Origin of the sequence: Sphingomonas sp. (genome assembly GCF_029239295.1) — a bacterium.
In the GTDB taxonomy this organism is placed as follows: domain Bacteria; phylum Pseudomonadota; class Alphaproteobacteria; order Sphingomonadales; family Sphingomonadaceae; genus Sphingomonas.
The window spans coordinates 165,779-187,112 of record NZ_JAQZBC010000006.1 but is presented as its reverse complement, the minus strand read 5'-3'; the positions used below and the strand labels follow the sequence as shown (position 1 = coordinate 187,112).

The 21,334-nt window shown below is 66.9% G+C and carries 21 protein-coding genes and 3 tRNA genes; 10 read left to right on the top strand and 14 right to left on the bottom strand.

Annotated elements, in window-relative coordinates; genetic code table 11:
* Positions 1–45 precede the first annotated feature (45 nt).
* From K0S66_RS08065 to K0S66_RS08045, 5 genes are all read left to right on the top strand, one after another.
* Positions 46–122 (top strand) — tRNA-His (locus tag K0S66_RS08065).
* A 90-nt stretch (positions 123–212) separates the two neighbouring features.
* On the top strand, positions 213–1,262 hold the full coding sequence (locus K0S66_RS08060; protein WP_301074827.1) for a Glu/Leu/Phe/Val dehydrogenase dimerization domain-containing protein: 1,050 nt from the start codon (positions 213–215) through the stop codon (positions 1,260–1,262).
* Between the two features lie 150 nt (positions 1,263–1,412).
* On the top strand, positions 1,413–2,138 hold the full coding sequence (ccmC, locus tag K0S66_RS08055; RefSeq protein ID WP_301074826.1) for a heme ABC transporter permease CcmC: 726 nt from the start codon (positions 1,413–1,415) through the stop codon (positions 2,136–2,138).
* A gap of 106 nt (positions 2,139–2,244) precedes the next feature.
* Positions 2,245–2,679: a cytochrome c maturation protein CcmE gene (gene ccmE, locus K0S66_RS08050; RefSeq protein ID WP_301074825.1), complete on the top strand. Its 435-nt coding sequence runs from the start codon at positions 2,245–2,247 to the stop codon at positions 2,677–2,679.
* Complete coding sequence (locus K0S66_RS08045; RefSeq protein ID WP_301074824.1) at positions 2,676–3,314, top strand: hypothetical protein; 639 nt, start codon at positions 2,676–2,678, stop codon at positions 3,312–3,314. The genes ccmE and K0S66_RS08045 overlap by 4 nt, the downstream gene beginning before the upstream one ends.
* Positions 3,315–3,376: 62 nt before the next feature.
* Here K0S66_RS08045 and K0S66_RS08040 read toward each other — a convergent pair whose 3' ends face one another.
* Positions 3,377–3,592: a DUF3072 domain-containing protein gene (locus K0S66_RS08040; protein ID WP_301074823.1), complete on the bottom strand. Its 216-nt coding sequence runs from the start codon at positions 3,590–3,592 to the stop codon at positions 3,377–3,379.
* A 145-nt stretch (positions 3,593–3,737) separates the two neighbouring features.
* Here K0S66_RS08040 and K0S66_RS08035 point away from each other — a divergent pair, with 145 nt between their 5' ends.
* Complete coding sequence (locus K0S66_RS08035) at positions 3,738–5,645, top strand: potassium transporter Kup (protein WP_301074822.1); 1,908 nt, start codon at positions 3,738–3,740, stop codon at positions 5,643–5,645.
* Between the two features lie 20 nt (positions 5,646–5,665).
* Positions 5,666–6,172 (top strand): 2'-5' RNA ligase family protein, encoded by a 507-nt coding sequence (locus K0S66_RS08030; protein WP_301074937.1) that lies wholly within the window; start codon positions 5,666–5,668, stop codon positions 6,170–6,172.
* Positions 6,173–6,455: 283 nt separating this feature from the next.
* Here K0S66_RS08030 and rimO read toward each other — a convergent pair whose 3' ends face one another.
* Positions 6,456–7,814 (bottom strand): 30S ribosomal protein S12 methylthiotransferase RimO, encoded by a 1,359-nt coding sequence (gene rimO / locus K0S66_RS08025; RefSeq protein WP_301074821.1) that lies wholly within the window; start codon positions 7,812–7,814, stop codon positions 6,456–6,458.
* Between the two features lie 129 nt (positions 7,815–7,943).
* Here rimO and K0S66_RS08020 point away from each other — a divergent pair, with 129 nt between their 5' ends.
* On the top strand, positions 7,944–9,050 hold the full coding sequence (locus K0S66_RS08020) for an anhydro-N-acetylmuramic acid kinase (RefSeq protein WP_301074936.1): 1,107 nt from the start codon (positions 7,944–7,946) through the stop codon (positions 9,048–9,050).
* A gap of 35 nt (positions 9,051–9,085) precedes the next feature.
* On the opposite strand, the gene K0S66_RS08015 is transcribed toward K0S66_RS08020, so the two are convergent.
* From K0S66_RS08015 to aroA, 8 genes are all read right to left on the bottom strand, one after another.
* Positions 9,086–9,508, bottom strand: coding sequence for a DUF4112 domain-containing protein (locus tag K0S66_RS08015; RefSeq protein WP_301074820.1), 423 nt, complete (start codon positions 9,506–9,508; stop codon positions 9,086–9,088).
* Positions 9,509–9,515: 7 nt separating this feature from the next.
* Positions 9,516–10,955, bottom strand: a complete 1,440-nt coding sequence (locus K0S66_RS08010) for an ABC transporter substrate-binding protein (protein WP_301074819.1) — start codon at positions 10,953–10,955, stop codon at positions 9,516–9,518.
* 11 nt (positions 10,956–10,966) lie between these two features.
* Positions 10,967–11,053: transfer RNA gene (locus K0S66_RS08005), tRNA-Leu, on the bottom strand.
* A gap of 46 nt (positions 11,054–11,099) precedes the next feature.
* Positions 11,100–11,378 (bottom strand): integration host factor subunit beta, encoded by a 279-nt coding sequence (locus K0S66_RS08000; protein ID WP_046411477.1) that lies wholly within the window; start codon positions 11,376–11,378, stop codon positions 11,100–11,102.
* A gap of 179 nt (positions 11,379–11,557) precedes the next feature.
* Positions 11,558–13,270, bottom strand: coding sequence for a 30S ribosomal protein S1 (rpsA, locus tag K0S66_RS07995; protein WP_301074818.1), 1,713 nt, complete (start codon positions 13,268–13,270; stop codon positions 11,558–11,560).
* Between the two features lie 341 nt (positions 13,271–13,611).
* Complete coding sequence (gene cmk / locus K0S66_RS07990) at positions 13,612–14,241, bottom strand: (d)CMP kinase (protein ID WP_301074935.1); 630 nt, start codon at positions 14,239–14,241, stop codon at positions 13,612–13,614.
* An 8-nt stretch (positions 14,242–14,249) separates the two neighbouring features.
* Entirely contained in the window at positions 14,250–15,284 is a 1,035-nt protein-coding gene (locus K0S66_RS07985; RefSeq protein WP_301074817.1) for a proline iminopeptidase-family hydrolase, read from the bottom strand.
* A complete protein-coding gene (aroA, locus tag K0S66_RS07980; RefSeq protein ID WP_301074816.1) occupies positions 15,275–16,615 on the bottom strand; it encodes a 3-phosphoshikimate 1-carboxyvinyltransferase in 1,341 nt (446 codons plus the stop codon). Before aroA ends, K0S66_RS07985 begins: the two co-directional genes overlap by 10 nt.
* Positions 16,616–16,715: 100 nt before the next feature.
* Between aroA and K0S66_RS07975 the strand changes: the two genes are divergently transcribed.
* On the top strand, positions 16,716–17,036 hold the full coding sequence (locus K0S66_RS07975; protein ID WP_301074815.1) for a TIGR02300 family protein: 321 nt from the start codon (positions 16,716–16,718) through the stop codon (positions 17,034–17,036).
* Positions 17,037–17,131: 95 nt separating this feature from the next.
* Positions 17,132–17,207: transfer RNA gene (locus tag K0S66_RS07970), tRNA-Ala, on the top strand.
* A gap of 277 nt (positions 17,208–17,484) precedes the next feature.
* Here the strand turns inward: K0S66_RS07970 and K0S66_RS07965 are convergent.
* From K0S66_RS07965 to K0S66_RS07950, 4 genes are all read right to left on the bottom strand, one after another.
* Positions 17,485–17,877, bottom strand: a complete 393-nt coding sequence (locus K0S66_RS07965) for an HdeA/HdeB family chaperone (RefSeq protein WP_301074814.1) — start codon at positions 17,875–17,877, stop codon at positions 17,485–17,487.
* A gap of 157 nt (positions 17,878–18,034) precedes the next feature.
* On the bottom strand, positions 18,035–19,372 hold the full coding sequence (locus K0S66_RS07960) for a ferric reductase-like transmembrane domain-containing protein (protein ID WP_301074813.1): 1,338 nt from the start codon (positions 19,370–19,372) through the stop codon (positions 18,035–18,037).
* A gap of 88 nt (positions 19,373–19,460) precedes the next feature.
* Positions 19,461–20,054, bottom strand: a complete 594-nt coding sequence (locus K0S66_RS07955) for an alpha-ketoglutarate-dependent dioxygenase AlkB (protein ID WP_301074812.1) — start codon at positions 20,052–20,054, stop codon at positions 19,461–19,463.
* Entirely contained in the window at positions 20,054–21,313 is a 1,260-nt protein-coding gene (locus K0S66_RS07950; protein ID WP_301074811.1) for a DUF763 domain-containing protein, read from the bottom strand. The genes K0S66_RS07955 and K0S66_RS07950 overlap by 1 nt, the downstream gene beginning before the upstream one ends.
* Positions 21,314–21,334: the final 21 nt, after the last annotated feature.

Below are 21,334 nucleotides of genomic sequence, written 5' to 3'. Positions count from 1 at the left end.
CCTTGACGCCGCCAGCGCCCGGCCGTAGGGGCGCCCATTCTGACGGCGATCGTAGCTCAGTTGGTTAGAGCATCGGTTTGTGGTACCGAGGGTCGCGGGTTCAAGTCCCGTCGATCGCCCCATTTTCCTCCTCGCAATTTCATCCTCGCCTTTTCGCGGTGGCAACATTATTGCGCCTTCGCACAATATTTGTACGACCACCGGAGGGTGACATGACCGAGTGGGGCTTCCCCGATTTCGACGACCATGAGGGCGTCCATCTATTCACCGATCCGGCTTCGGGCCTACGCGCCGTAATCGCCGTGCATTCCACGGCGCTTGGCCCGGCGGCTGGCGGTGTGCGCTTCTGGCATTACGCCAATGACGCCGCGGCGATCACCGACGCGCTTCGCCTGTCGCGCGGCATGAGCTTCAAGAACGCGATGGCCGGCCTTGCGCTGGGCGGCGGCAAGGGCGTGGTGCTGGCTGACAAGCCCGGCGCGACGATCACCGAGGCGCAGCTGCGCGCGTTCGGCCGTGTCGTCGAGTCGCTGGGTGGACGCTATGTGACTGCCGAGGACGTCGGCATGTCCGAAGCCCGCATGAAGGTGATTTCCGAGGAAACCCGCTACGTATCCGGCCTGCCGGTGGCGAGCGGCGCGGCTGGTGGTGATCCGGGGCCTTATACGGCGCTGGGCGTGTACCTGGGCGTGAAGGCCGCGGCGAAGCGCGGGCTGGGCGCAACCGACATGAAGGGCGTTCGCGTCGCCATCCAGGGTGTCGGCTCGGTCGGCGGCGGCCTTGCCCGCCTGCTGGCGGCCGATGGCGCGGTGCTGACGCTGGCGGACGTGAATGCCGATCGCGCCGCGGCGCTGGCGGCTGAGTTGGGCGCGACGACTGCATCTGCCGATTCGATCCTGGCCTCCGACGTCGACCTCGTCAGCCCCAATGCGCTCGGCGCGGTGCTCACCGAGCAGTCGATCGCCACGCTGAAGGTGAAGGTGGTCGCAGGCGGTGCGAACAACCAGCTTGCCACGCGCGAAGACGGTCGTCGCCTGCACGAGCGCGGCATCCTGTTTGCGCCTGATTATGTGATCAACGCCGGCGGGATCATCAACGTTGGCCTCGAATATCTGGGGCAGGGCGACGAGGCCGAGGTGAAGGCCCGTATTGCGCGGATCCCCGATCGCCTGGTCCAGGTGTGGGACGAGAGCGACAGCAGCGGCGATCCCGCGTCCGACGTTGCCGATCGTATCGCCCGCCGACTGATCGGCCGCGGCTGAACACCATCGGGGTGGAAGCGGCCGGCGCGCCGCTCCCACCCTTGATCCAAACAGGCTGAGCCTTGCTTCTCCATGGTGCGACGACGGCGGTGGGCCGATGTCGTTCAACCAGATGACGCGCCGCCAATTTCCCCATAAGGGAAGCCCATCGTGCCTGCCCTTCACGCCTTCGCCAATCCTGCGCGCTTCCTGAAGATCGCGCGCCCGCTGACCCCGGTTCTGGGGTGGCTGGGCCTTGCGTTGATCGTCGTGGGTAGCTGGGCAGGACTGACCCAGACGCCGCCGGATTACCTGCAGGGCGAAACCGTCCGAATCATGTACGTCCATGTGCCGTCGGCCTGGCTGGGCATGGGCGGATGGAGCGGGATCGCGATTTCGAGCATCGCCTATCTCGTCTGGCGCCATCCGCTGGCGGATGTGGCGGCCCGCGCGATCGCGCTGCCGGGCGCTGCCTTTGCCGCCATCTGCCTGTTGACCGGTGCGATCTGGGGTCGGCCGACGTGGGGCACCTATTGGCAATGGGACGGGCGGCTGACGTCCATGCTTCTGCTGTTCTTCGTCTATCTGGGCTACATTGCGTTGGCCCGGGCCGATCGCGAGCGTGGCGGCGACGGGCGGATTGCCGCGCTGTTCGGGGTGGCGGGCACGATCCTGTTGCCGATCATCCGTTATTCGGTGGTTTGGTGGAACACGCTGCACCAGGGGCCGAGCATCGGCCTCACCCATTCGACGATCGACACCTCGATCCTGTGGCCATTGCCGATCATGCTGTTCGGCTTCACCTTTCTGTTCGGGGCGGTGGTGCTGATGCGGATGCGCACGTTGCTGGCGGTCGCCAAGGCCGAGGCGCGGATGCGCCGGAAGGCACGCGCATGACCGCCTGGCCCTATGTCATTGCCGCCTATGCCGTGGCGCTGGGTGCGACGGCGCTGATCGTGCTGGCGAGCTGGCGCGCGATGCGCCGCGCCGAGAGGGACGGGAAGTGAAGGCGAAGCATCAGCGATTGTGGCTGGCGGGCGCGGCGTTGCTGGCGATCGCGCTGGCGGCGTTCCTGGCGCTGTCGGGGCTGCGCGACCAGGCGGCGTTCTTCTACGCGCCGTCCGACGTGACCGACGAGGTGCTGGCGTCCGACCGGGCGGTGCGGCTGGGCGGCATGGTGGCGGCCGGATCGGTCGCACGCGCGGCCGATGGGGTCACGATCCTGTTCGCAGTCAGCGATGGCCGGGCGACCACGCCGGTGCGCTTTGCGGGTATCGTCCCCAACCTGTTCCGTGAGGGTTCGGGCGTGGTGGCAGAGGGGCGCTTCATGCCCGACGGTTCGTTCATCGCATCGAACCTGCTCGCCAAGCACGACGAGAAGTACATGCCCCCCGAACTGGCCGGCAAGATGCACGAGACCAAGAGCCTGGAGCCGTGAGCGGGTTCATCGCCCTGGCGGTGATCGGCGCGGTTGTCTTTGGCGTGCTGGTGGCGCTGCGGCTGCCGCGGCTTTTGTGGTCCTTTGCCGGCGCTGCGCTGTTCCTGGGTGCGGCGGGCTATGCCTGGCAGGGGCGCCCGGGGCAGCCGACTGCGCCGGCCAAGCCGCGGGTCGATGCCGTGCCGCTGGATCCCGAGGCGATCATGCTGCGTGAGCAGTTGATGGGCCGGTATACCGCCGACACCGCCTATATCGTCGCATCCGACGCGATGCTTCGCGCGGGGGACAAGCGCGCGGCGGCGCAGGTCGTGCTGGGCGGGGTGCGCGCCCTGCCGCGCAGCTTCATCCTGTGGACCCAGCTGGGCAGCAATCTGGTGATGCTGGACGGCGATCAGATGTCGCCCGCAGCGAAGCTGGCATTCGGGCGGGCGGCGCAGCTTGCGCCCGAGCATCCCGCCCCGCCTTATTATGCCGGTATCGCCTATGTTCGCGCGGGCGATCTGCCCGCCGCGCGGCGCCTGCTGGCTCGCGCGGTGAGCCTCTCGCCGGATGGCATGGACTATCGCCGCATTATCGCGAACCAGTTGCGCGTGCTGGACCAATATATCGCCGCGATGGAGCGCGGCGGCCGGTAACGATCGGTGGTCGGGCGGCGCTGGTCCCAGCCGTTTGTACCGCGCGCCAGCCCGCACCGGCCCTATCGTCCGCGGCCGGTTTTCTCCTGAAGTGAGTCGATCCGCTTAGACGCATCGGCCTTGGTAAGTTGTTCGTCGAACGGCTCGCCGGCTTCCTCGCTCAACGTCTTTAAATAACTTGCCTGCGCGCCAGTCATCGGCTCGTCGCCAGTGGTCCAATCGTCGGGATCTTTTTCCGCGTTCGAAAAGGGATCGTTCTTCGGGTTGGAGTCGCTCATCAAAGACTTCCTTTCAAGAGCAGCAACTCTTACGTTCTTGCAACGTTCCCGCTTGCGTCGCCATGAGCAAGTGCTAGGCGCGCCGAGGCTTTGACAGGATGACGGTGGCTTCTTTCCCCTTGAACCTGGCGTCGGCGACGCGGTGATGAGCACCGCCTCCGGCGCCGCCGTGCCCCAGACGCATGGCCCTCATCACAGCGATTCGTTGAAGAAGCTCGCGCTTGGCGCGGTGGGCGTCGTCTATGGCGATATCGGCACCAGCCCGCTGTATGCGATGAAGGAGGTCTTCGTCGGGCATCATCCGCTCGCCGTCGACCAATTGCATATCTTTGGCGTCGTCAGCCTGGTGTTCTGGTCGCTGGTGCTGATCGTCACGTGCAAATATGTGATGACCATCCTGCGCGCCGACAACAATGGCGAGGGGGGCAGCCTGGCGCTGCTGGCACTGATCCAGCGGCGCAGCGGCGCGGGCAAAAGGTGGGAACCGGGCCTGGTCGTGCTGGGCGTGCTGGCGACCGCATTGTTCTTCGGCGACTGCATGATCACGCCCGCGATCTCGGTGCTGTCGGCGGTCGAAGGGCTGGCGACGGTCGAGCAGCGGTTCGACAGCTTCGTCATCCCGATCGCGGTCACGATCCTGATCGGGCTGTTCTACCTGCAATCGGTCGGCACGGCGCGGGTCGGGCGGCTGTTCGGCCCGATCATGATGGTCTATTTCATCACCCTGTCGGTGCTGGGCCTGTACCATGTGGTGGCGCAGCCCGACATCCTGCTGGCGCTCGACCCGCGCTGGGCATTCCGCTTCGCCGCGGCGGACGGAATGCTGGCGTTCCTGGCGCTGGGCTCGGTCGTGCTGGCCGTGACCGGCGCGGAAGCGCTTTATGCCGACATGGGGCATTTCGGGCGCAAGCCGATCGCCTACGCCTGGCTGTGGTTCGTCTTCCCGGCGCTGATGCTCAACTACCTGGGGCAGGGCGCGCTGATGCTGAGCGATCCGGCCGCGGCGAAGAACCCCTTCTTCCTTATGGCGCCGGAAGAGTGGCGACTGCCGCTGGTGATCCTGGCCACCATGGCCACCGTGATCGCCAGCCAGGCGGTGATTACCGGCGCCTATTCGGTGGTGCAGCAGGCGGTGCAGTTGGGGCTGATGCCGCGGCTGCGCATCGATCATACCAGCGCCTCCGCCGCCGGACAGATCTACATCCCGTCGATCAACTGGGCGCTGCTGACGATGGTGCTGCTGCTCATCCTGGGCTTCCGTGAATCGTCCAACCTTGCTGCCGCTTATGGCATCGCGGTGACCGGCACGATGTTCATTTCGACCTGCATGGTCGCGGTGCTGATCCAGCGCGTGTGGCACTGGCCGCTGTGGGCGGTGGTGCCGTTTGTCGCCGCCTTCCTGTGCATCGACGGGCTGTATTTCTCGTCGAACCTGACCAAGGTGCCCGATGGCGGCTGGTTCCCGCTGCTGGTGGCGATCATCGTCTTCGTGCTGCTGACGACTTGGGCGACGGGGCGCAAGTTGATGCTGGAGCGGATGCGCGAGGGCGCGATGCCGATCAAGGTGTTCATCGGCTCGGCCGCCGGCAGCGCGACCCGCGTGCCCGGCACGGCGGTGTTCATGACCTCCACGCCGGAGGGCGTGCCGCACGCGCTGCTGCACAATCTGAAGCACAACCGGGTGCTGCACGAACGCGTGATCCTGCTGACCGTGAAGGTCAGCGACATGCCGTATGTCGCCGAAGAGGCGCGCTTCGAGCACAAGGCGCTGGGCGAGGGCTTTCACCGCGTGATCCTGCGCTACGGCTTCATGGAATCGCCCGACATTCCGGCGGCGCTGAAATCGTTCAACGATTGCGACGGTGAATTCCGCATGATGGAGACCAGCTTCTTCCTGTCGCGCCAGACGCTGCTGCCTTCCGCCCGCCCGGGAATGGCGATCTGGCGTGAAAAGCTGTTCGCGTGGATGCTGCGCAACGCGGAAAGCGCGATGGAATTCTTCCGCTTGCCCACCAACCGCGTGGTCGAGCTGGGCAGCCAGATCGAGATTTGAGCGATAACCAACCCGCGCCGATCCCGGCCCCGATCATCGTCACCGCCTTGTTCGACAAGGCGGACCACGCCTGGTTCGATGCGCTGCGCAGGGCGCACTTTCCGCCCGAACGCAACGTGCTGGCCGCTCACCTGACAATGTTTCACCATCTGCCGCCCAGCACGGCCGCAGAGGTGAAACAGCGGCTGGCGAGCGAGACCCGCGGTGTCCCCCGACCTGCCGCCACGCTGCAGGCGCCGTTTTCGCTGGGGCGGGGCGTCGCCTACCGGATCGACAGTGACGAACTGGTGGCGGTCCGGCAGCGGCTGGCAGATGCCTTTGTCGGGCTGCTGACGCCGCAGGATCAGGCCGGCTGGCGCCCGCACGTCACCATCCAGAACAAGGTCGAGCCGCCGGTCGCACGGGCGCTGCTGGCGCAATTGCGCGCCGAGTTTCGGCCCCGGCCGCTGCAGATCGCCGGGCTGGCGGCGTGGTGGTATCGCGGCGGCCCGTGGGAGTTGCTGTCGCGACATATGTTCAGCGCTTGACGCCCTTCAAACCCCTGCTATAGCCCGCGCCTCGCGAGCGGTACTTGCCCCTTCACGAAGGCGCGGCGGAGTAGCTCAGCTGGTTAGAGCACGGGAATCATAATCCTGGGGTCGGGGGTTCAAGTTCCTCCGCTACCACTCGCGACGTTATTCCAACGAGCAACCGATCGAGGCGCTGGGCGCGCAAATTGGCGTGCGCCGACGTGCATTCGGCGTGCCTTCTTCTTCGCAGATTATTGGTGAATGGCCGGGCGGCGCATTGCTGCTGCCGCCCGGCTGAGGATCAGTCGGCGACCGGAACGCCGAACAGGTCGTGATCGTCAGCGTCCTCGATCGTCACGCGGACGATGTCGCCTTCGTTGAGGTGGCCGGCGTCGCGCAGGTGCACTTCGCCATCGATCTCAGGGGCGTCGGCGTAGGAGCGGCCGGTGGCACCCTCATCGCCTACGGCGTCGATGATGACGTCGAAGCTGCGGCCGATCTTCGCCTGCAGCTTTGCCGCGCTGATCGCGGCGGTCTTTTCCATGATGCGCGCGTAGCGTTCTTCCTTGACCTCCTCGGGCACCGGATTGGGCAAGGCATTGGCGCTGGCCCCCTCGACGGGTTCGAACCGGAATGCGCCGACGCGGTCTAGCTGTGCCTCGTCCAGCCATTCGAGCAAATATTCGAAATCAGCCTCGGTTTCGCCAGGGAAGCCGACGACGAAGGTGGAGCGGATCGCAATATCGGGGCAGATCTCGCGCCAGTTGCGCAGCCGTGCGAGCACCTTGGCATCATTGGCCGGGCGCTTCATCGCACGCAGCACGTTGGGCGCCGCATGCTGAAAGGGAATGTCGAGGTACGGAAGCACCAGCCCGTCGGCCATCAGCGGGATGACCTGATCGACGTGTGGGTAGGGGTAGACGTAGTGCAGGCGAACCCAGGGCGCGATGCGGCCCAGCTCGCGCGCCAGATCGGTCATGTGCGCGCGCACGTCCCTGGGCGGCTGCCCGGCGAGTGGGCCGCCGCTCTTCACCGGGTAGGTAGCGTGACGCAGGTCAAGGCCATAGGCGGAGGTATCCTGGCTGATCACCAGCAGCTCTCGCGTGCCGGCGGCCACCAGCTTCTCCGCCTCGCGCAAAATCGCGTCGGGACGGCGGCTGACCAGATCGCCGCGTAGCGACGGGATGATGCAGAAGGAGCAGCGATGATTGCAGCCCTCTGAAATCTTCAGATAGCTGTAGTGGCGCGGCGTGAGTTTCAGCCCGGCATCTGGCACCAGATCGATATAGGGCGACAGGTTCGCCGGTGCGGCCTCGTGCACCGCCTCCACCACCTGCTCATATTCATGCGCGCCGGTGATCGCGAGCACGTTCGGGAAGCGCGCGCGGATGACCTCGGCTTCCTTGCCCATGCATCCCGTGACGATGACGCGGCCATTTTCGGCGATTGCCTCGCCGATCGCCTCCAGGCTTTCTTCCTTCGCCGAATCGAGAAAGCCGCAGGTGTTGACGAGCACCACGTCAGCCCCGGCATAGTCGGGGGACATGTGATAGCCGTCAGCGCGGAGCTGGGTGAGGATACGTTCGCTGTCGACCAGATTCTTGGGACAGCCGAGCGACACCATGCCCACGCGGGGCGGTGAGGGAAGACGCGTTGCCATGAGTGGTCGGGCACATAATGCGCAATGCACCAATTTGCCATATCTGCGCCGCTATAGTGGGTGAAAGACCGGCCTTACCGCTGGACGCCACAGGCGCAGGCGGGTTGCAGCCAAGATGGGGATGAAGTGATGCTTGCGATCGGGCTGATGTCCGGCACCTCGCTCGACGGGATCGACGCGGCGCTGATCGAGACGGACGGAGAGGCACAGGTCAAGGCGGTCGCATTCCGCGGCGAGCCTTACTCCGATACCGCGCGTGCGCAGCTCGCCGCGGCGACATCGCTGGCGCTGACGTTCGAGCGGCCGCGCGCCAACCCCGAACTGGTCGCTGCTGCGGAGCTGATCACGCGCACGCATGTGCTGGCGGTGCAGAAGCTGCTGCGCGACGCGGGACTTGCGCCGGGCGAGGTGGATGTGATCGGCTTTCACGGACAGACCGTGGCGCACCGGCCTGACCGCGGCTGGACGTGGCAGATCGGCGATGGCCAGGCGCTGGCCGATGCCACCGGAATCGTCACCGTCGCCGACCTGCGCAGCGCAGACGTGGCGGCGGGTGGGCAGGGCGCGCCGCTGCTGCCGATCTATCACACCGCGCTGACCGCGGATCTGCCGCGGCCGCTGGCGGTGCTGAACCTGGGCGGCGTCGCCAACATCACGTGGATCGGCGCCCAAGGCGAACTCGTCGCCTTCGACACGGGGCCGGCGAATGGCCTGATTGACACTTGGGTCGAGCAGGAGGCAGGCGCCCGCTTTGATGAGGGCGGGGCGCTTGCCGCGGGCGGACGGGTGGACGAGGCGATCCTTGCTGCGATGCTGGATCATCCGTTTTTCGCGCAGGCTGCGCCCAAGTCGCTCGACCGCAATGATTTCACCGTGCAGCCGGTACGCGGTCTGGCGGCTGCCGACGGCGCGGCGACGCTGACCGCCTTTACCGCCGCGAGCGTGGCGGAGGCGCTTTCGCTGCTGCCCGAACGGCCGCTCCGGCTGTTGGTGGCGGGCGGCGGCCGGCACAATCCGGTCATGCTGCGGATGATTTCGGAAAAGACCGGCCTGATGCCGGAGCCGGTCGATGCGTTCGGATGGAATGGCGACGCGATCGAGGCGGAGGGCTTTGCCTATATGGCGGTGCGATCGCTGCGCGGCCTGCCGATTTCCTTCCCGGGAACGACCGGCGTGCCTGCCCCAATGACGGGCGGGGTTCGCCACGACCCGAAAGGCAACATGGCGGCGATGTGACGGCCGGGGTGCCCGCAGCCCCCCGGTGAACCCCGTCAGCGCTCGATCGTCACCGTCGACGGGTGATGGCGATCGAGATGCCGCTTGATCGTCTTCAGGTTGCGCGTGTTCGACCGATAGAAGAAGTCGGCCGCGTCGCCGACGAAGGGAACGATGCCGAGAAGCGCGTCGAAACCAACGCGTGCGCCCATACGGGTCAGCTGAAGCCGCGTCATCCCGAGATTGCGCGCTTCCCACACCATCCACGCGCCCAGCGCCGCGGCGACCGCATCACCGACGATCGGAACCAGGCCAAGGAAGAAATCCAGCCCCACCTTCCGGTTCATGCCGGGGACGTCGACGACGCCCTCCAGCAGGCGCTCCATTGCCTCGATCCGGCGACGGACTGAGGCCGGGTCCCGCCCGAGCGGCAGCGTCGCGGCGAACGCCATGGGCGAATTGGGATCGGCATTGATCATGATGGAGTCAATTGGGGGCGCGGCGCAGCAGGTTCAACGGGTGCCACGCGCGATCGTTGGGCTGCCACGCCCGCAGCCGTTGCGCTACCAGCGCCCAGCGAAACGGACGCGCGAGCGGGATGAAGGCGACATCGGCGGCCAGCGCCTCATCCGCCGCGGCAAGCTCGCGCGCGCGGATGGCGAGCGTCGGGGCCACCCGCGCGGCCTCGATCGCGGTCGCGGCGCGCTCATCGCAGGGCTGGCAGGCCTGATCGACATACCAGCGCGCGCTGTCATAGGGCGCCACCAGATCGACCAGGCGGAGGTCCGCATCGTCGGTGGCGGACACGCGAACCGGGCGGACGCCGATCGCATAGAGATCCGCCGCCAGCCGCGCCCACAGCAGCGTTCCACCGGGCCCGCCGGGTAACGCGAGGCGAAGCGTCGGGAGCGGATTGCCGGCCTCACGCCACGCGCGCACGCGCGCCTGCGCCGCGGGCACCCGGTCCGCGGGGCGAATACCCTGCCATGCGCTACGCGCCGGCGGGGCAGCGGAATCGAGCGCGGCGGGCAAGAGATCCTCCACCGGGCGCCAATCCTCGGTGAAGGAGCGGGTCAGCGCGGTACGATCGATCGCCATGGCAATGGCGGCGCGGTTGTCCGGTGATGACAGGAAGCCTTCGCGATTGCTGACAGCGAGGCCGAAGAGGCCAGCAGCCGGGTCGACGCGAATGTTCACCTGGGCGACACCGGCCGCCGCCACCAGCGGCCATTCGGACAAGCGGCCACCGGCGAACAGATCGGACTTGCGCGCAGCAAATCGGGCAATGCCGGCGGCTGGCCGTTCGGCGACGAGCAGCACGTCATCCTCGGGCACGGGCTCCCGCTGCTCGTCCGCCGCGCGATCGGGATCGGGGCGAGGCGTCAGGCGAGTGACGATCCCCGCCTGACGGACGATCCGCATCGGCCCACTACCGATCGAGCGGGTCGGATCGACCATTGTCATTTCCGGCTGCGCGAACAGCTTCAGCAAGTCGGGGCGGGGACGCGACAGTTCCACCTGGATGACCTGCGGGGTCATCTCCACAATCGAGTCGATTGCGGTGAGATAATCGGAGAGCGGGTTGCGGGCGCGCTGCTGAAGCAGCCGGCGCAGGATCGTCACGATCTCCGCCGCGCGGACGGGGCGGCCGTTCGACCACGTCATCTCACGCAGGCGGAAGATGTAGGTGCGCCCTTCGTCGGTAACGATCCAGCGTTCGGCGATGCCCGGTTCGATCTGGCCCGCCGCGTCGAATCGCACCAGCCCCTGTGCGGCGGCATCGGCCAGCAGCAGATCGGCAAGATCATCGGGCGGGGGGATCGCCGGCGTCAGATGGGGGGTAGTGCCCGCGGCACTGACGATCACCGCGCCGACATCGGGGCGCCGCTCACACGCCGCAGTGGCGAGGAGCAGCGACAGGCACATTGACCGAGCGATGGTGCGGACGGCGGGACTCGAACCCGCACGCCCCTGAGGGCAGAAGATTTTAAGTCTCCGGCGTCTACCGGTTCCGCCACGTCCGCGCATCACGCCTGACGAAAAGCGGCAGTGAAGCGCCGCCGTCAAGCGTTAGACGTTCAATCGAACGCGCATTTCCTTGCCAGGCTTGAAATAGGGCACGCGTTTCGCGGTCACTTCGACGACTTCGCCGGTGCGCGGGTTGCGGCCCGTGCGGGCATCGCGAGCGCGGGTCGAGAAGGCGCCGAAGCCGCGCAGTTCGACGCGGCCGTTCTCCGCTAGGCGGCGAACGATCTCATCGAAGAAGGTGGAGACGATCGCCTCGACCTCGCGCAGGGAGAGGCTCGGATTTGCCTCCGCCAGATGCTGCACCAGTTCCGATCGGATCATTTCGTCCCGCCCTTGATCTACCCTTTGCCGTCCCCGGCGTCGGTGCACCTTAATACAGATAAAGTGCAATCAAAATAGGGCCGAAACGAAAGTTTCGATCCTTACGGAGACGAAACGTAACGAAAAAGGGCCGGGTGGCATGCGCCACCCGACCCTTTTTGAACCCTGTCGGGACAGGATTACTCCTTGTTCTGACGAGCCTTCAGCGCTTCGCCCAGGATGTCGCCGAGCGAGGCACCCGAGTCGGACGAACCGTACTGTGCCACGGCCTGCTTCTCCTCGGAGATCTGCATCGCCTTGACCGAGAAGGTCGGCTTCTTCGAACGATCGAAGCCAGTGACCATCGCGTCGAACTTCTGACCGACCTGGAAACGCTCCGGACGCTGCTCGTCGCGGTCGCGGCCGAGATCGGTGCGCTTGATGAAGCCGGTTGCGCCATCGTCGCCCGCCTGAACCTCGAGGCCCGCATCGCGGACTTCGAGAACGGTGACGGTGACGACCTGGTTCTTCGACAGGCGGTCGCCTGCGGTCGCACCACCAACAACCGGTGCACCACGCTCGAGCTGCTTCATGCCGAGGCTGATGCGCTCCTTCTCAGGATCGACGTCAAGCACGACGGCCTGAACGGTCTCACCCTTGCGGTGCAGGTTGAGCGCGTCCTCACCCGACACGCCCCAGGCGATGTCGGACATGTGGACCATGCCGTCGACGTCGTTGTCGAGGCCGATGAACAGGCCGAACTCGGTCGAGTTCTTGACTTCGCCTTCGACGGTCGAACCGACCGGATGCTCGGCGGCGAAACGCTCCCACGGGTTCTGCTGCGCCTGCTTCAGGCCCAGCGAGATACGACGCTTGTCGGCATCGACCTCGAGCACGACGACGTCGACTTCCTGCGAGGTCGAGACGATCTTGCCCGGGTGGACGTTCTTCTTGGTCCACGACATTTCGCTGACGTGCACCAGGCCTTCGATGCCCGGCTCCAGCTCGACGAACGCACCATATTCGGTGATGTTCGTGACGCGGCCGGTGAGCTTCGCGCCGACCGGATACTTGACCGATGCACCATCCCACGGATCGCTCTCGAGCTGCTTCATGCCCAGCGAGATGCGCTGCGTGTCCTTGTTGATGCGGATGATCTGCACCTTCACCGTGTCGCCGATGTTGATCATCTCGGACGGGTGCTGGACGCGCTTGTAGCTCAGGTCGGTGACGTGCAGCAGGCCATCGATGCCGCCCAGGTCAACGAACGCACCGTAATCGGTGATGTTCTTCACGACGCCTTCGATGATCTGACCCTCGGCCAGGCTCTGGATCAGGCCCGAACGCTGCTCGGCGCGGGTCTCTTCCAGAACGGCGCGGCGCGAGACCACGATGTTGCCGCGCTTGCGGTCCATCTTCAGGATCTGGAACGGCTGCGGGATGTCCATCAGCGGCGTGACGTCACGCACCGGACGAATATCGACCTGCGAACCCGGCAGGAAGGCCACGGCGCCGTTCAGGTCGACGGTGAAGCCACCCTTCACGCGGCCGAAGATCACGCCTTCGACACGTGCGGTCTTGGCGAATTCGGTCTCCAGCTTGTCCCATGCAGCTTCGCGGCGTGCGCGATCGCGCGACAGCATCGCTTCGCCGTGCATGTTCTCGACGCGGTCGACGTACACTTCGACTTCGTCACCGACCTTCAGCTCGGCCTTCTGGCCCGGCGCCGGCGCGAACTCGCGCAGCGGCACGCGGCCTTCGCTCTTCAGACCGACGTCAATGACGGCCAGGTCGTTCTCGATGCCAGTGACGGTGCCGAGCACCACGCGGCCCTCGAAGCTGTCGGCGCCGCCGAACATGTCATCGAGCATCGCCGCGAAATCGTCCCGCGTGGGAGCTGCCGTTGAGGCCATAAAATCGTTCGTCCTAGTCAGTTCGTTTTCCGGCCAAGCGGTTGGTTCCGCTGGTCTTGGCCATCGTTGCCGCGCCGGCCGCATGCCGCCGCAGCATCCGTACGACCGGGGTGGGGAGGGCCAAGACGCACGAAATGCGAAAAGGGCGCTGGAGGTTTCCTCCGCGCCACGCCTCCGCGAACCCAAGCTCGCCGGACGGTGCGCCTTACTGCAAAGCACTAGCCGGAGCAAGGATGCCGTGCGGGCGCGCGCCGGTGGGCGCTGGCCCTTGCGCCCGGGTCCGACCCGCCGAGAGGCGCGCGCCTGTTTCCGTGGCGTGAGGGCGCGCCGGATGCGAGTCGTCAGCCGTCGCTGCGACGGCGAGCCTCGACCAGGGCGATGGCCTTTTCGATCGACGCCTCGATCGACAGGAAGCTGGTGTCGAGCAGCGCGGCGTCGTTGGCGGGGACCAGCGGCGCGGTTGAGCGCGAGCTGTCGCGTTGATCGCGCGCACGAATATCGGCGAGCACCTGATCGAAGCTGACCGAGGCGCCGTGCGCCACCAGTTCATTGTGGCGGCGGCGGGCACGGATCGTCGGCGTGGCGCGGATGAACAGCTTCGCATCGGCATCGGGCGCTATGACGGTGCCGATATCGCGTCCATCGAGCACTGCGCCGCCGTCCTGATGCGCAAAGCGCTTCTGTCGCTGGAGAAGCGCGGCGCGTACCAGCGGATGTGCCGAGACGACCGACGCGAGCTTCCCGATGTCCTCCTCGCGAAGCACCGGATCGGCGAGCGTCAGTTCGTCAAAATCGCATGCTGCGACGGCATCCGCCTCGCGCGTCGGATCCAGTTCCAGCCGGCGAACCGTTGCGGCGACGGCGCGGTACAGCAGCCCGGTATCGAGGTGCGGCAGATTGTAGTGACGCGCCAGCGCCTTGGCGATGGTACCCTTGCCCGAGGCGGCGGGGCCGTCGACGGCGATGATCATGCCCGGGGTCATGCCAGCGCGTCCTGCCGCGCGAGCCAGGCGCGCAGCACGCCGACCGTCTCCGCCGGCCGGTCGTTGAACAGGCCGTGGGCGGCACCCGGAATGACGCCGAAGCCGGCGCCGGGCACGCGCGCGGCAAAGGCGCCGACGGTGCCCGGCCGTGCCTCGTCATACTGACCGCAAAGGAACAAGGTACGCTTTCCCTCCAGCTTGGCGAGCAACGGCTCACCATCATAATCCTTGAGCGTGCCCGTCGAGACGAACTCGCTTGCGCCCCACATCGCGCGGTACAGGCGTGCGTTGAAGCCGCGCCCTTGCCCTGTGTAGGCCTTGATATCAGGCGCGGGCGGCTCCCGCCGGTTGAACGCCGCATAGAATGCACGGGTCGGCTCGTCGCAGCTGGCCGGCGGGGCAGGCAGGGTGAGCGCGCCGCAGCGGCGCAGCTCCTCCTGGATCGGCGCGGGGAGCTCTCCGATCAGCGCGCGGGCGTCACCCAGCCAGCTGCGGGTCGAGATCAGCGGGCTGGCAAGGACGAGGCCGGCGAGCGCGGCGGGCCGCCGGGCGCCATATTCCAGCGCGATCGTGCCGCCCCAGCTGGCCCCGAGCATATGCCAGCGCGCCACGCCCAGTGCGCCGCGGATCGCCTCCAGCTCATCAACGAAGCGGGCGACGCGCCAGTTTGCCGGATTGTTGGGCTGATCCGACCGGCCGGAATCGAGCTGGTCATAGAGGATCACGGCGCGCTGATCGGCAAGCGCCAGCGCCTCCAGGAAGCTGGCGTGAGTGCCGCCGGGGCCGCCATGCGCCATGATGATCGGCGGGCGGGGCCCGGCAAGATTGCCGTCGACGCGAACATAGACGCGGCCGCCCTCGACCGGGACCATCATTTCGCGGGTCGGCCGGGCGAGATCGCGCGCCCAGGCGGGAGCGCCAAGTAGGCCGGTACTGGTGAGCGCAGCCCCGGCGACACCGGCGCTGCGGGTGATCAACGTGCGGCGATCGATCAGGCGTCCGCTGTTTGGCTCGCCGGTGATCAGCCCCATGTGACGCGGCCCCCCAATTGGGTGAGAAGGTCGAAGAAGCTGGGGAAGCTGGTAGCGACCGGGCTGGCATCGTCGATCGCGATTGGCCGGACGGCGTGGAGGCCAGCTATGGCCATGCTCATCGCGATCCGGTGATCGAGCCGCGAGGCGACGGTGCCGCCGCCTGCGATCGGATCTCCGCCAGTGCCATCGATGGTCAGCCCATCCTCATGCTCCTCGCAGCGGACGCCATTGGCCTCCAGCGCCGCCTTCATCACGGCGATCCGATCCGATTCCTTGACGCGTAGTTCGTCGGCGCCGCGCGCGATCGTCCGGCCGCTGGCAAAGGCGGCTGCGACGAACAGCACCGGATATTCGTCGATCATCGACGGGGCGAGATCGTGCGGTACCTCGACCCCCGACAGTGCGGCATGACGGACGCGCAGGTCCGCCACCGGCTCCCCGCCGACGATGCGCGGATCCTGTTCGACGATGTCCGCGCCCATCAGGCGCAGGACGGTGACCAGGCCGGCGCGGGTGGGGTTCAGACCGACATTCTCGATCACCACATCGCTGCCCGGCACGATCGAGGCGGCAACCATCCAGAAGGCGGCGGAGGAGGGGTCGCCCGGCACGACGATCGTCTGGGGGCGAAGTTCTGCCTCTCCCGTTACCGAGATGATGCGGCCGTCCACGTCTTCCTCAACGGTGATCTGCGCACCGAAGCCGGCCAGCATCCGTTCGCTGTGATCGCGCGTCGGGACGGGTTCGATGACGCGGGTGATCCCGGGCGTGTTGAGGCCGGCGAGCAGCACGGCCGACTTCACTTGCGCCGAGGCGACCGGCAGGCGGTACGTGATCGGCACGGCGGGGCACAGGCCGCGCACCATCAGTGGCAGGCGTCCGCCCGGCGAGGCCGTGATGTCCGCGCCCATCGAGGCGAGGGGATCGATCACCCGCTTCATCGGGCGCGAGGACAATGAGGCGTCGCCAGTGAAGGTGGCGGTGATCGGGTGGCTGGCGACCAGCCCCATCAGCAGCCGCGTCGACGTGCCCGAATTGCCCATTTCGAGCGCCGCCTGCGGCTGAAGCAGCCCGCCGACACCGACGCCGTGAATCCGCCAGATCGCGTCATCACCCCGCTCGATCGTCGCGCCCATCGCGCGCATCGCGGCCGCAGTGGCGAGGACATCTTCCCCCTCCAGCAGGCCCTGAACGCTGCTTTCGCCGATCGCGAGCGCGGACAGCATCAACGCGCGATGGCTTATGGATTTGTCGCCCGGCACGCGGATGCGCCCCGTGAGGCGAGCGGCCGGATGAACGGAAACGGGACGGGGGTCAGGGTGCGCCATTGCGCGCCGCGCCTTGCCAGCGGGGTTGCGCTATGGCAAGGCGCGCGCCACTTCACAGGCCATCCCTGTCGAACCAATTTTCCGAAAGGCAAGAGACGGCATGATCAAGCCGGAATGGGGCACGAAGCGGACGTGTCCGAAGTGCGCGACGCGTTTTTACGACCTGCAAAAGGACGATCCGGTCACGTGCATCGAATGCGGCTACGCATGGGAGCCGGAGCCGATTCTGAAGTCCAAGCAGCCGATGCCGTTCGAGGCGGCCAAGTCCGAGAAGGCGGCCGACAGCGATCTGGCGGGCGATGACGATACGGATCTGGTCGAGAACGAGGACGAAGAGCCCAACGCAGACGACGAAGTCGATCTGGGCGGCGACGACGACCTGGGCGTGGAAGCGCCGACCAACGACGACGACAATAACTGATCGTCTGAACAAAATTTGACTGGCAGGCGGCTTTCTCAAAAAGGCCGCTTGCCAAGTCACCGGCGCCCCGGTAGTGGGCGCCTTCCCAACGGAATGGGGCCGTAGCTCAGCTGGGAGAGCGTCGCAATGGCATTGCGAAGGTCAGGGGTTCGATCCCCCTCGGCTCCACCATTTCCACCATATTCTGGTTGATCGATCACCTCGCGGCGCGGGGTGAGCAGCGGCCTTCTTTGGCCGATCGCGGGCACGGTGCGCGCAGCCGATCGCGGCGACATTTCCTATCGATGATGCTGGCGACGGTGACGCTCTGGCGACCGGCTGCGGCAGCGGTGCGTCCACCATCTGATTGCTCGCCTACGCGTGCCAATGCAGGGCTGGGGCGGCAATTTCTACGATGCGCTGGAAAAGGCGTGCCGACGCGGGGAGCGTCGGCACCCGAGGGTTAGCCTTATCGTTTCATGCCGGCGCGCTGTTGCGCCATGGCACGGCGAACGGCTGCGACGAAATTGTTGCCCGGGCTGGCCCGGCAGGCATCGACCACGACGGGTACCACGCGTTCGACCCCGGCGACCGTGACGGACGGGTTCGATACCTGGCCCTTGGGCCCGTAATTGGCCGCATAGACCACCGCCTGCGGGCGGAAGTTGACGTCCACCAGGTTGAAGTCGCGGCAGGTGATGGTCTCCATCCGCTTGTTCACCTTGAACACGTCGATGTAGGTCATGCCGTCCTTTTGCGGTACCTGCGCCTGCCTTTCGATTTGAGGCTTCGTCTGCGCCGAACCGGCCGTAGCTGTGCAGGCGGCCAGAATTGCCCCCGCGATCACAAAGCTTCGCGTCATCGGAAACTCCTTCGAGTAGGGCAGCAAGGGTTAAACGCTGTCCAGGTGGCAGAGTTCAGCGGATCGCGGCGAATATCTAGTAAGGAGATGCACGGATGGCGGCAGGCGGATCGCCGGGGCACGATGGGTTTCATGTCCTTCGGCGTTGAACGCGCGCTCACCGCATCTGGAACAGTTCCTGGTGAAAACGCCACTCAGGCAGCCCGTTCGCAGTCATTCCTGTCCGCATGGCATCGCCGAAAGGCTGCGGCCCGCAGAACCAGACATCGGCGGATCGCCAGTCGGGTACCATCTGCGAAAGCCTGTCGACCGTGAGCTGCGGATCGGGCGGGGTGACCAGCAGGTGGAGCCGCGTGCCGGTACGCTCCGCCAGAGCCGACAACCGGTGCAGCAGTTCCTCGTCGCGCACCCGGGTGGAATAGATGAGATCGACGTCCGCTGGCTGATCCTGCTCCACCAGCCGCTCCAGCCCCGCGACAAAGGGAGCTATCCCGATCCCGCCAGCGATCCACAGCTGGCGTTCCCCCGAATCGAAATCGAAGCGACCATAAGGCCCCTCGATCGTGACGGTCTGGCCCGGGAAGAGGCGTCGCGGCAGCGTGCTGGTATAATCTCCCAGCGCCTTGATCCCGAACCGCAGGCGGCCATCGTGATGCCAGGCCGACGCGATGCTGAACGGATGGGGCCCCTCATGATCGCCGAAATCGACAAAGGCGAACTGGCCTGCGTGATGCCCCGGCCAGGCGGTGGACAGACGCACCACGAGTTCGGTGACGCCGCTTTCCTGATGATGATCGACCATCTCGATCGCGCCGACCGCACGGCGCGACTTGCCGATACGGTGGAACAGCGAGGCCATCGCGGCGAGCGAGGCCGCCGCCATTAGCACGCCCAGGAACGGCCCGACCGGCGCCGACCAGTAACTGCGGCCCATCAGGATCGTGCCGTGGAACACCAGCACCAGATAGACCACCGCGAGCAGCCTGTGGGTGCTGAGGAAGGCGCGATAGGGAAAGCGTTTCCACAGCGCGATCAGCACCAGCGCTATCATCACATAGAGTGCTGGCTCCGCCACGCTGACGGCGGCGCTGTGCCAGTCGCGGAAGGGATCAAGGCCGGTCGCGACCGCGGGGGGGCCGCGCGGGCGGCGTCCCGGCCCCGCTATCCAGCCCCAGCGAACGAACTGGCGCGGCAGGATCTCAATCAGCCAGTGCACGATGCCGACGCAGGTGCCCGCGATACCAAACCATTTGTGCAGCCGGTAGAATTTGTCGAGCCCGCCGAGCAGCCCCTCCACCTGGACCGGGCGGGCAGCCAGGATCAGTCCGATCGCCAGTAGCCCGATCGCCACAATCCCGGTGTAATTGACCAGCAGGCGCCGCACCGCCCAGAAATTATCGGCACCGGGCCTCGTGAACATTCCGAGCGCCCAGACAATCGTCAGCAGGAGCGGAACGGCGACAAACGCGAGCACGAGGCGCTTGCGATACGCCATGTCGTCTACTCCATTCCGGTGCCGCGTCGCCGACCTTGCGGATCGACGGGGAATGGCATGGAGCCGGGGCTCGTTTCGCTCAGCAATCTTACGGAGCAGGTGCGGCTGAGCCTGTTGGCAGGGGTGCGCGCAGGCTGCGAAAGGTGATCGACCAGCGGGTCTGATCCATATCGGCGATACTATGTTCCCAGTCGTCGCGCGCCTCGCCGCTGAGATGATAGGCGCCGCGCGGGGCGAGCGGCACGGTGACCCGGCTGAAGCGGGTCCCGAGACGACGACGGAAGCGTAAATCCGCCGGTGCGCCCAGCGACACGCCCACGACATGCCCGAACGCCGGCCGATCGCGATGCCAGCCGATACCCGCGCCCGGATCGTAGCGGATCAGAAGCACCTGGACGAGCGCGTCGGCGGGCAGCCGGGCGAATGTCGCCGCCCGTTGGCGGATCGGCAGCAGCCAGTCCGGGAGCGGCGCCCCCGGCTCCAGCCGCCCGCGATCGAAGTCATAATGCCAGCCAAAGGAGCTCGTCAGCCGCTTGCCTGTCCACCCCTGAAAACGGAACGGCGACAGGGCGGTGGAATCGATCGCAGCGATCAACTGCCGTTCCTCCTCGGCGCTCACCAGATCACTGATGGTCGACAGGCCGGGAAGCGCCAGCAGGTCGAACAGGCTGTCGGGCGGCATCAGGCGACCTCCTCCGCCGCGGGCGCCGGTTCGCGGCCGAAGATGCTGCGGCCGCCAAAGGCGTGCGAATGGCGGCGTTCCTCGGCGATCAGCGCCTCGACCGACGGGCCGCTCGCGGTCGCTTCCAGCCGCCGGGCCTGCTGATCGAGCCGTCGGATTGCGGCGAGTTTCTCATCCTGTCCCAGCCGCGCGGCAGTCACCGCGGCCTTCATGGTCGCGATCGTCCGATCGTACACGTGCGTCGGAACGGGGAAGGGGTGTCGATCCTTGCCGCCATGCGCCAGGCTGAAGCGCGCCGGATCGCTGAACCGGCAGGGAGCGCCGTGGACCACCTCCGCCACCATGGCGAGCGACCGGATCGTGCGGGCACCGATGCCTGGCACCAGGAGGAGATCGGGGAAGTCAGTCGGTCCCTGCTCCGCCGCCGCGGCCAGCGCGCCGTGGAGGCGGCGGGTGACGACGTTCTCGGGGCGGACGTCGTGATGCTGCGGCATGACGAGGTGCGGGAGCATCGCTTGCGGTGATGGCGCGCGAGCGCGCGGCGCGGCGGCGGGATCAATTTCCTCCAGCGCGCGGATGATGCCGTCCGGACCGGTTTCGCGCAGCAATGCCAGTTGCCGGTCGCGCGAGGCGGCGGCGCGCTCGTCTGCCAGATTGACGATCCGTCCCTGGTTGACCCCCTCGATCGCGGCATGTGGCGCATCGAGGAAGCTTTCGATGCCCTCCGACAGCCAATGGTAGCGGCGCGCCTGGCGGCGGTCGCCGTTCATGCCCTGCTGGATCACGACCCAGCGTCCGTCGTCGCTGACGATGAAGCCGTGCAGGTACAGATCAAACCCGTCTTGAACCGCCGCGCTGTCCACCTTCGCTACCAGCCGGCTGGCACGGGCGAGCGCGTCGCCATCCAGCCCCACCCGCATGCCGACCGCCGCGAGTTCTGCCGGGGTTGCGCGGCTGTGCCGTCCGCGTCCGCCGCAGACATGCAGGCCGAGCTCGCCCGCGAGCGGCGCCAACCCGCGCTTCAACGCGCCGAGCACGCTGGTGGTGATGCCGGACGAATGCCAGTCCATGCCCATCACCGCGCCGAATGACTGGAACCAGAAGGGATGCGCCAGCCGTCGCAGGAACTCGTCGCGGCCATATTCGATCACGATCGCCTCGGCGATCACCGCGCCCAACCGCGTCATCCGCTGCCCCAGCCATGCGGGTACACGGCCGCTGTGCAGCGGCAGATCGGCGCTGCCGGCGCGGCGGGCCATCAGCCGCGCCCTGCGAAGAGG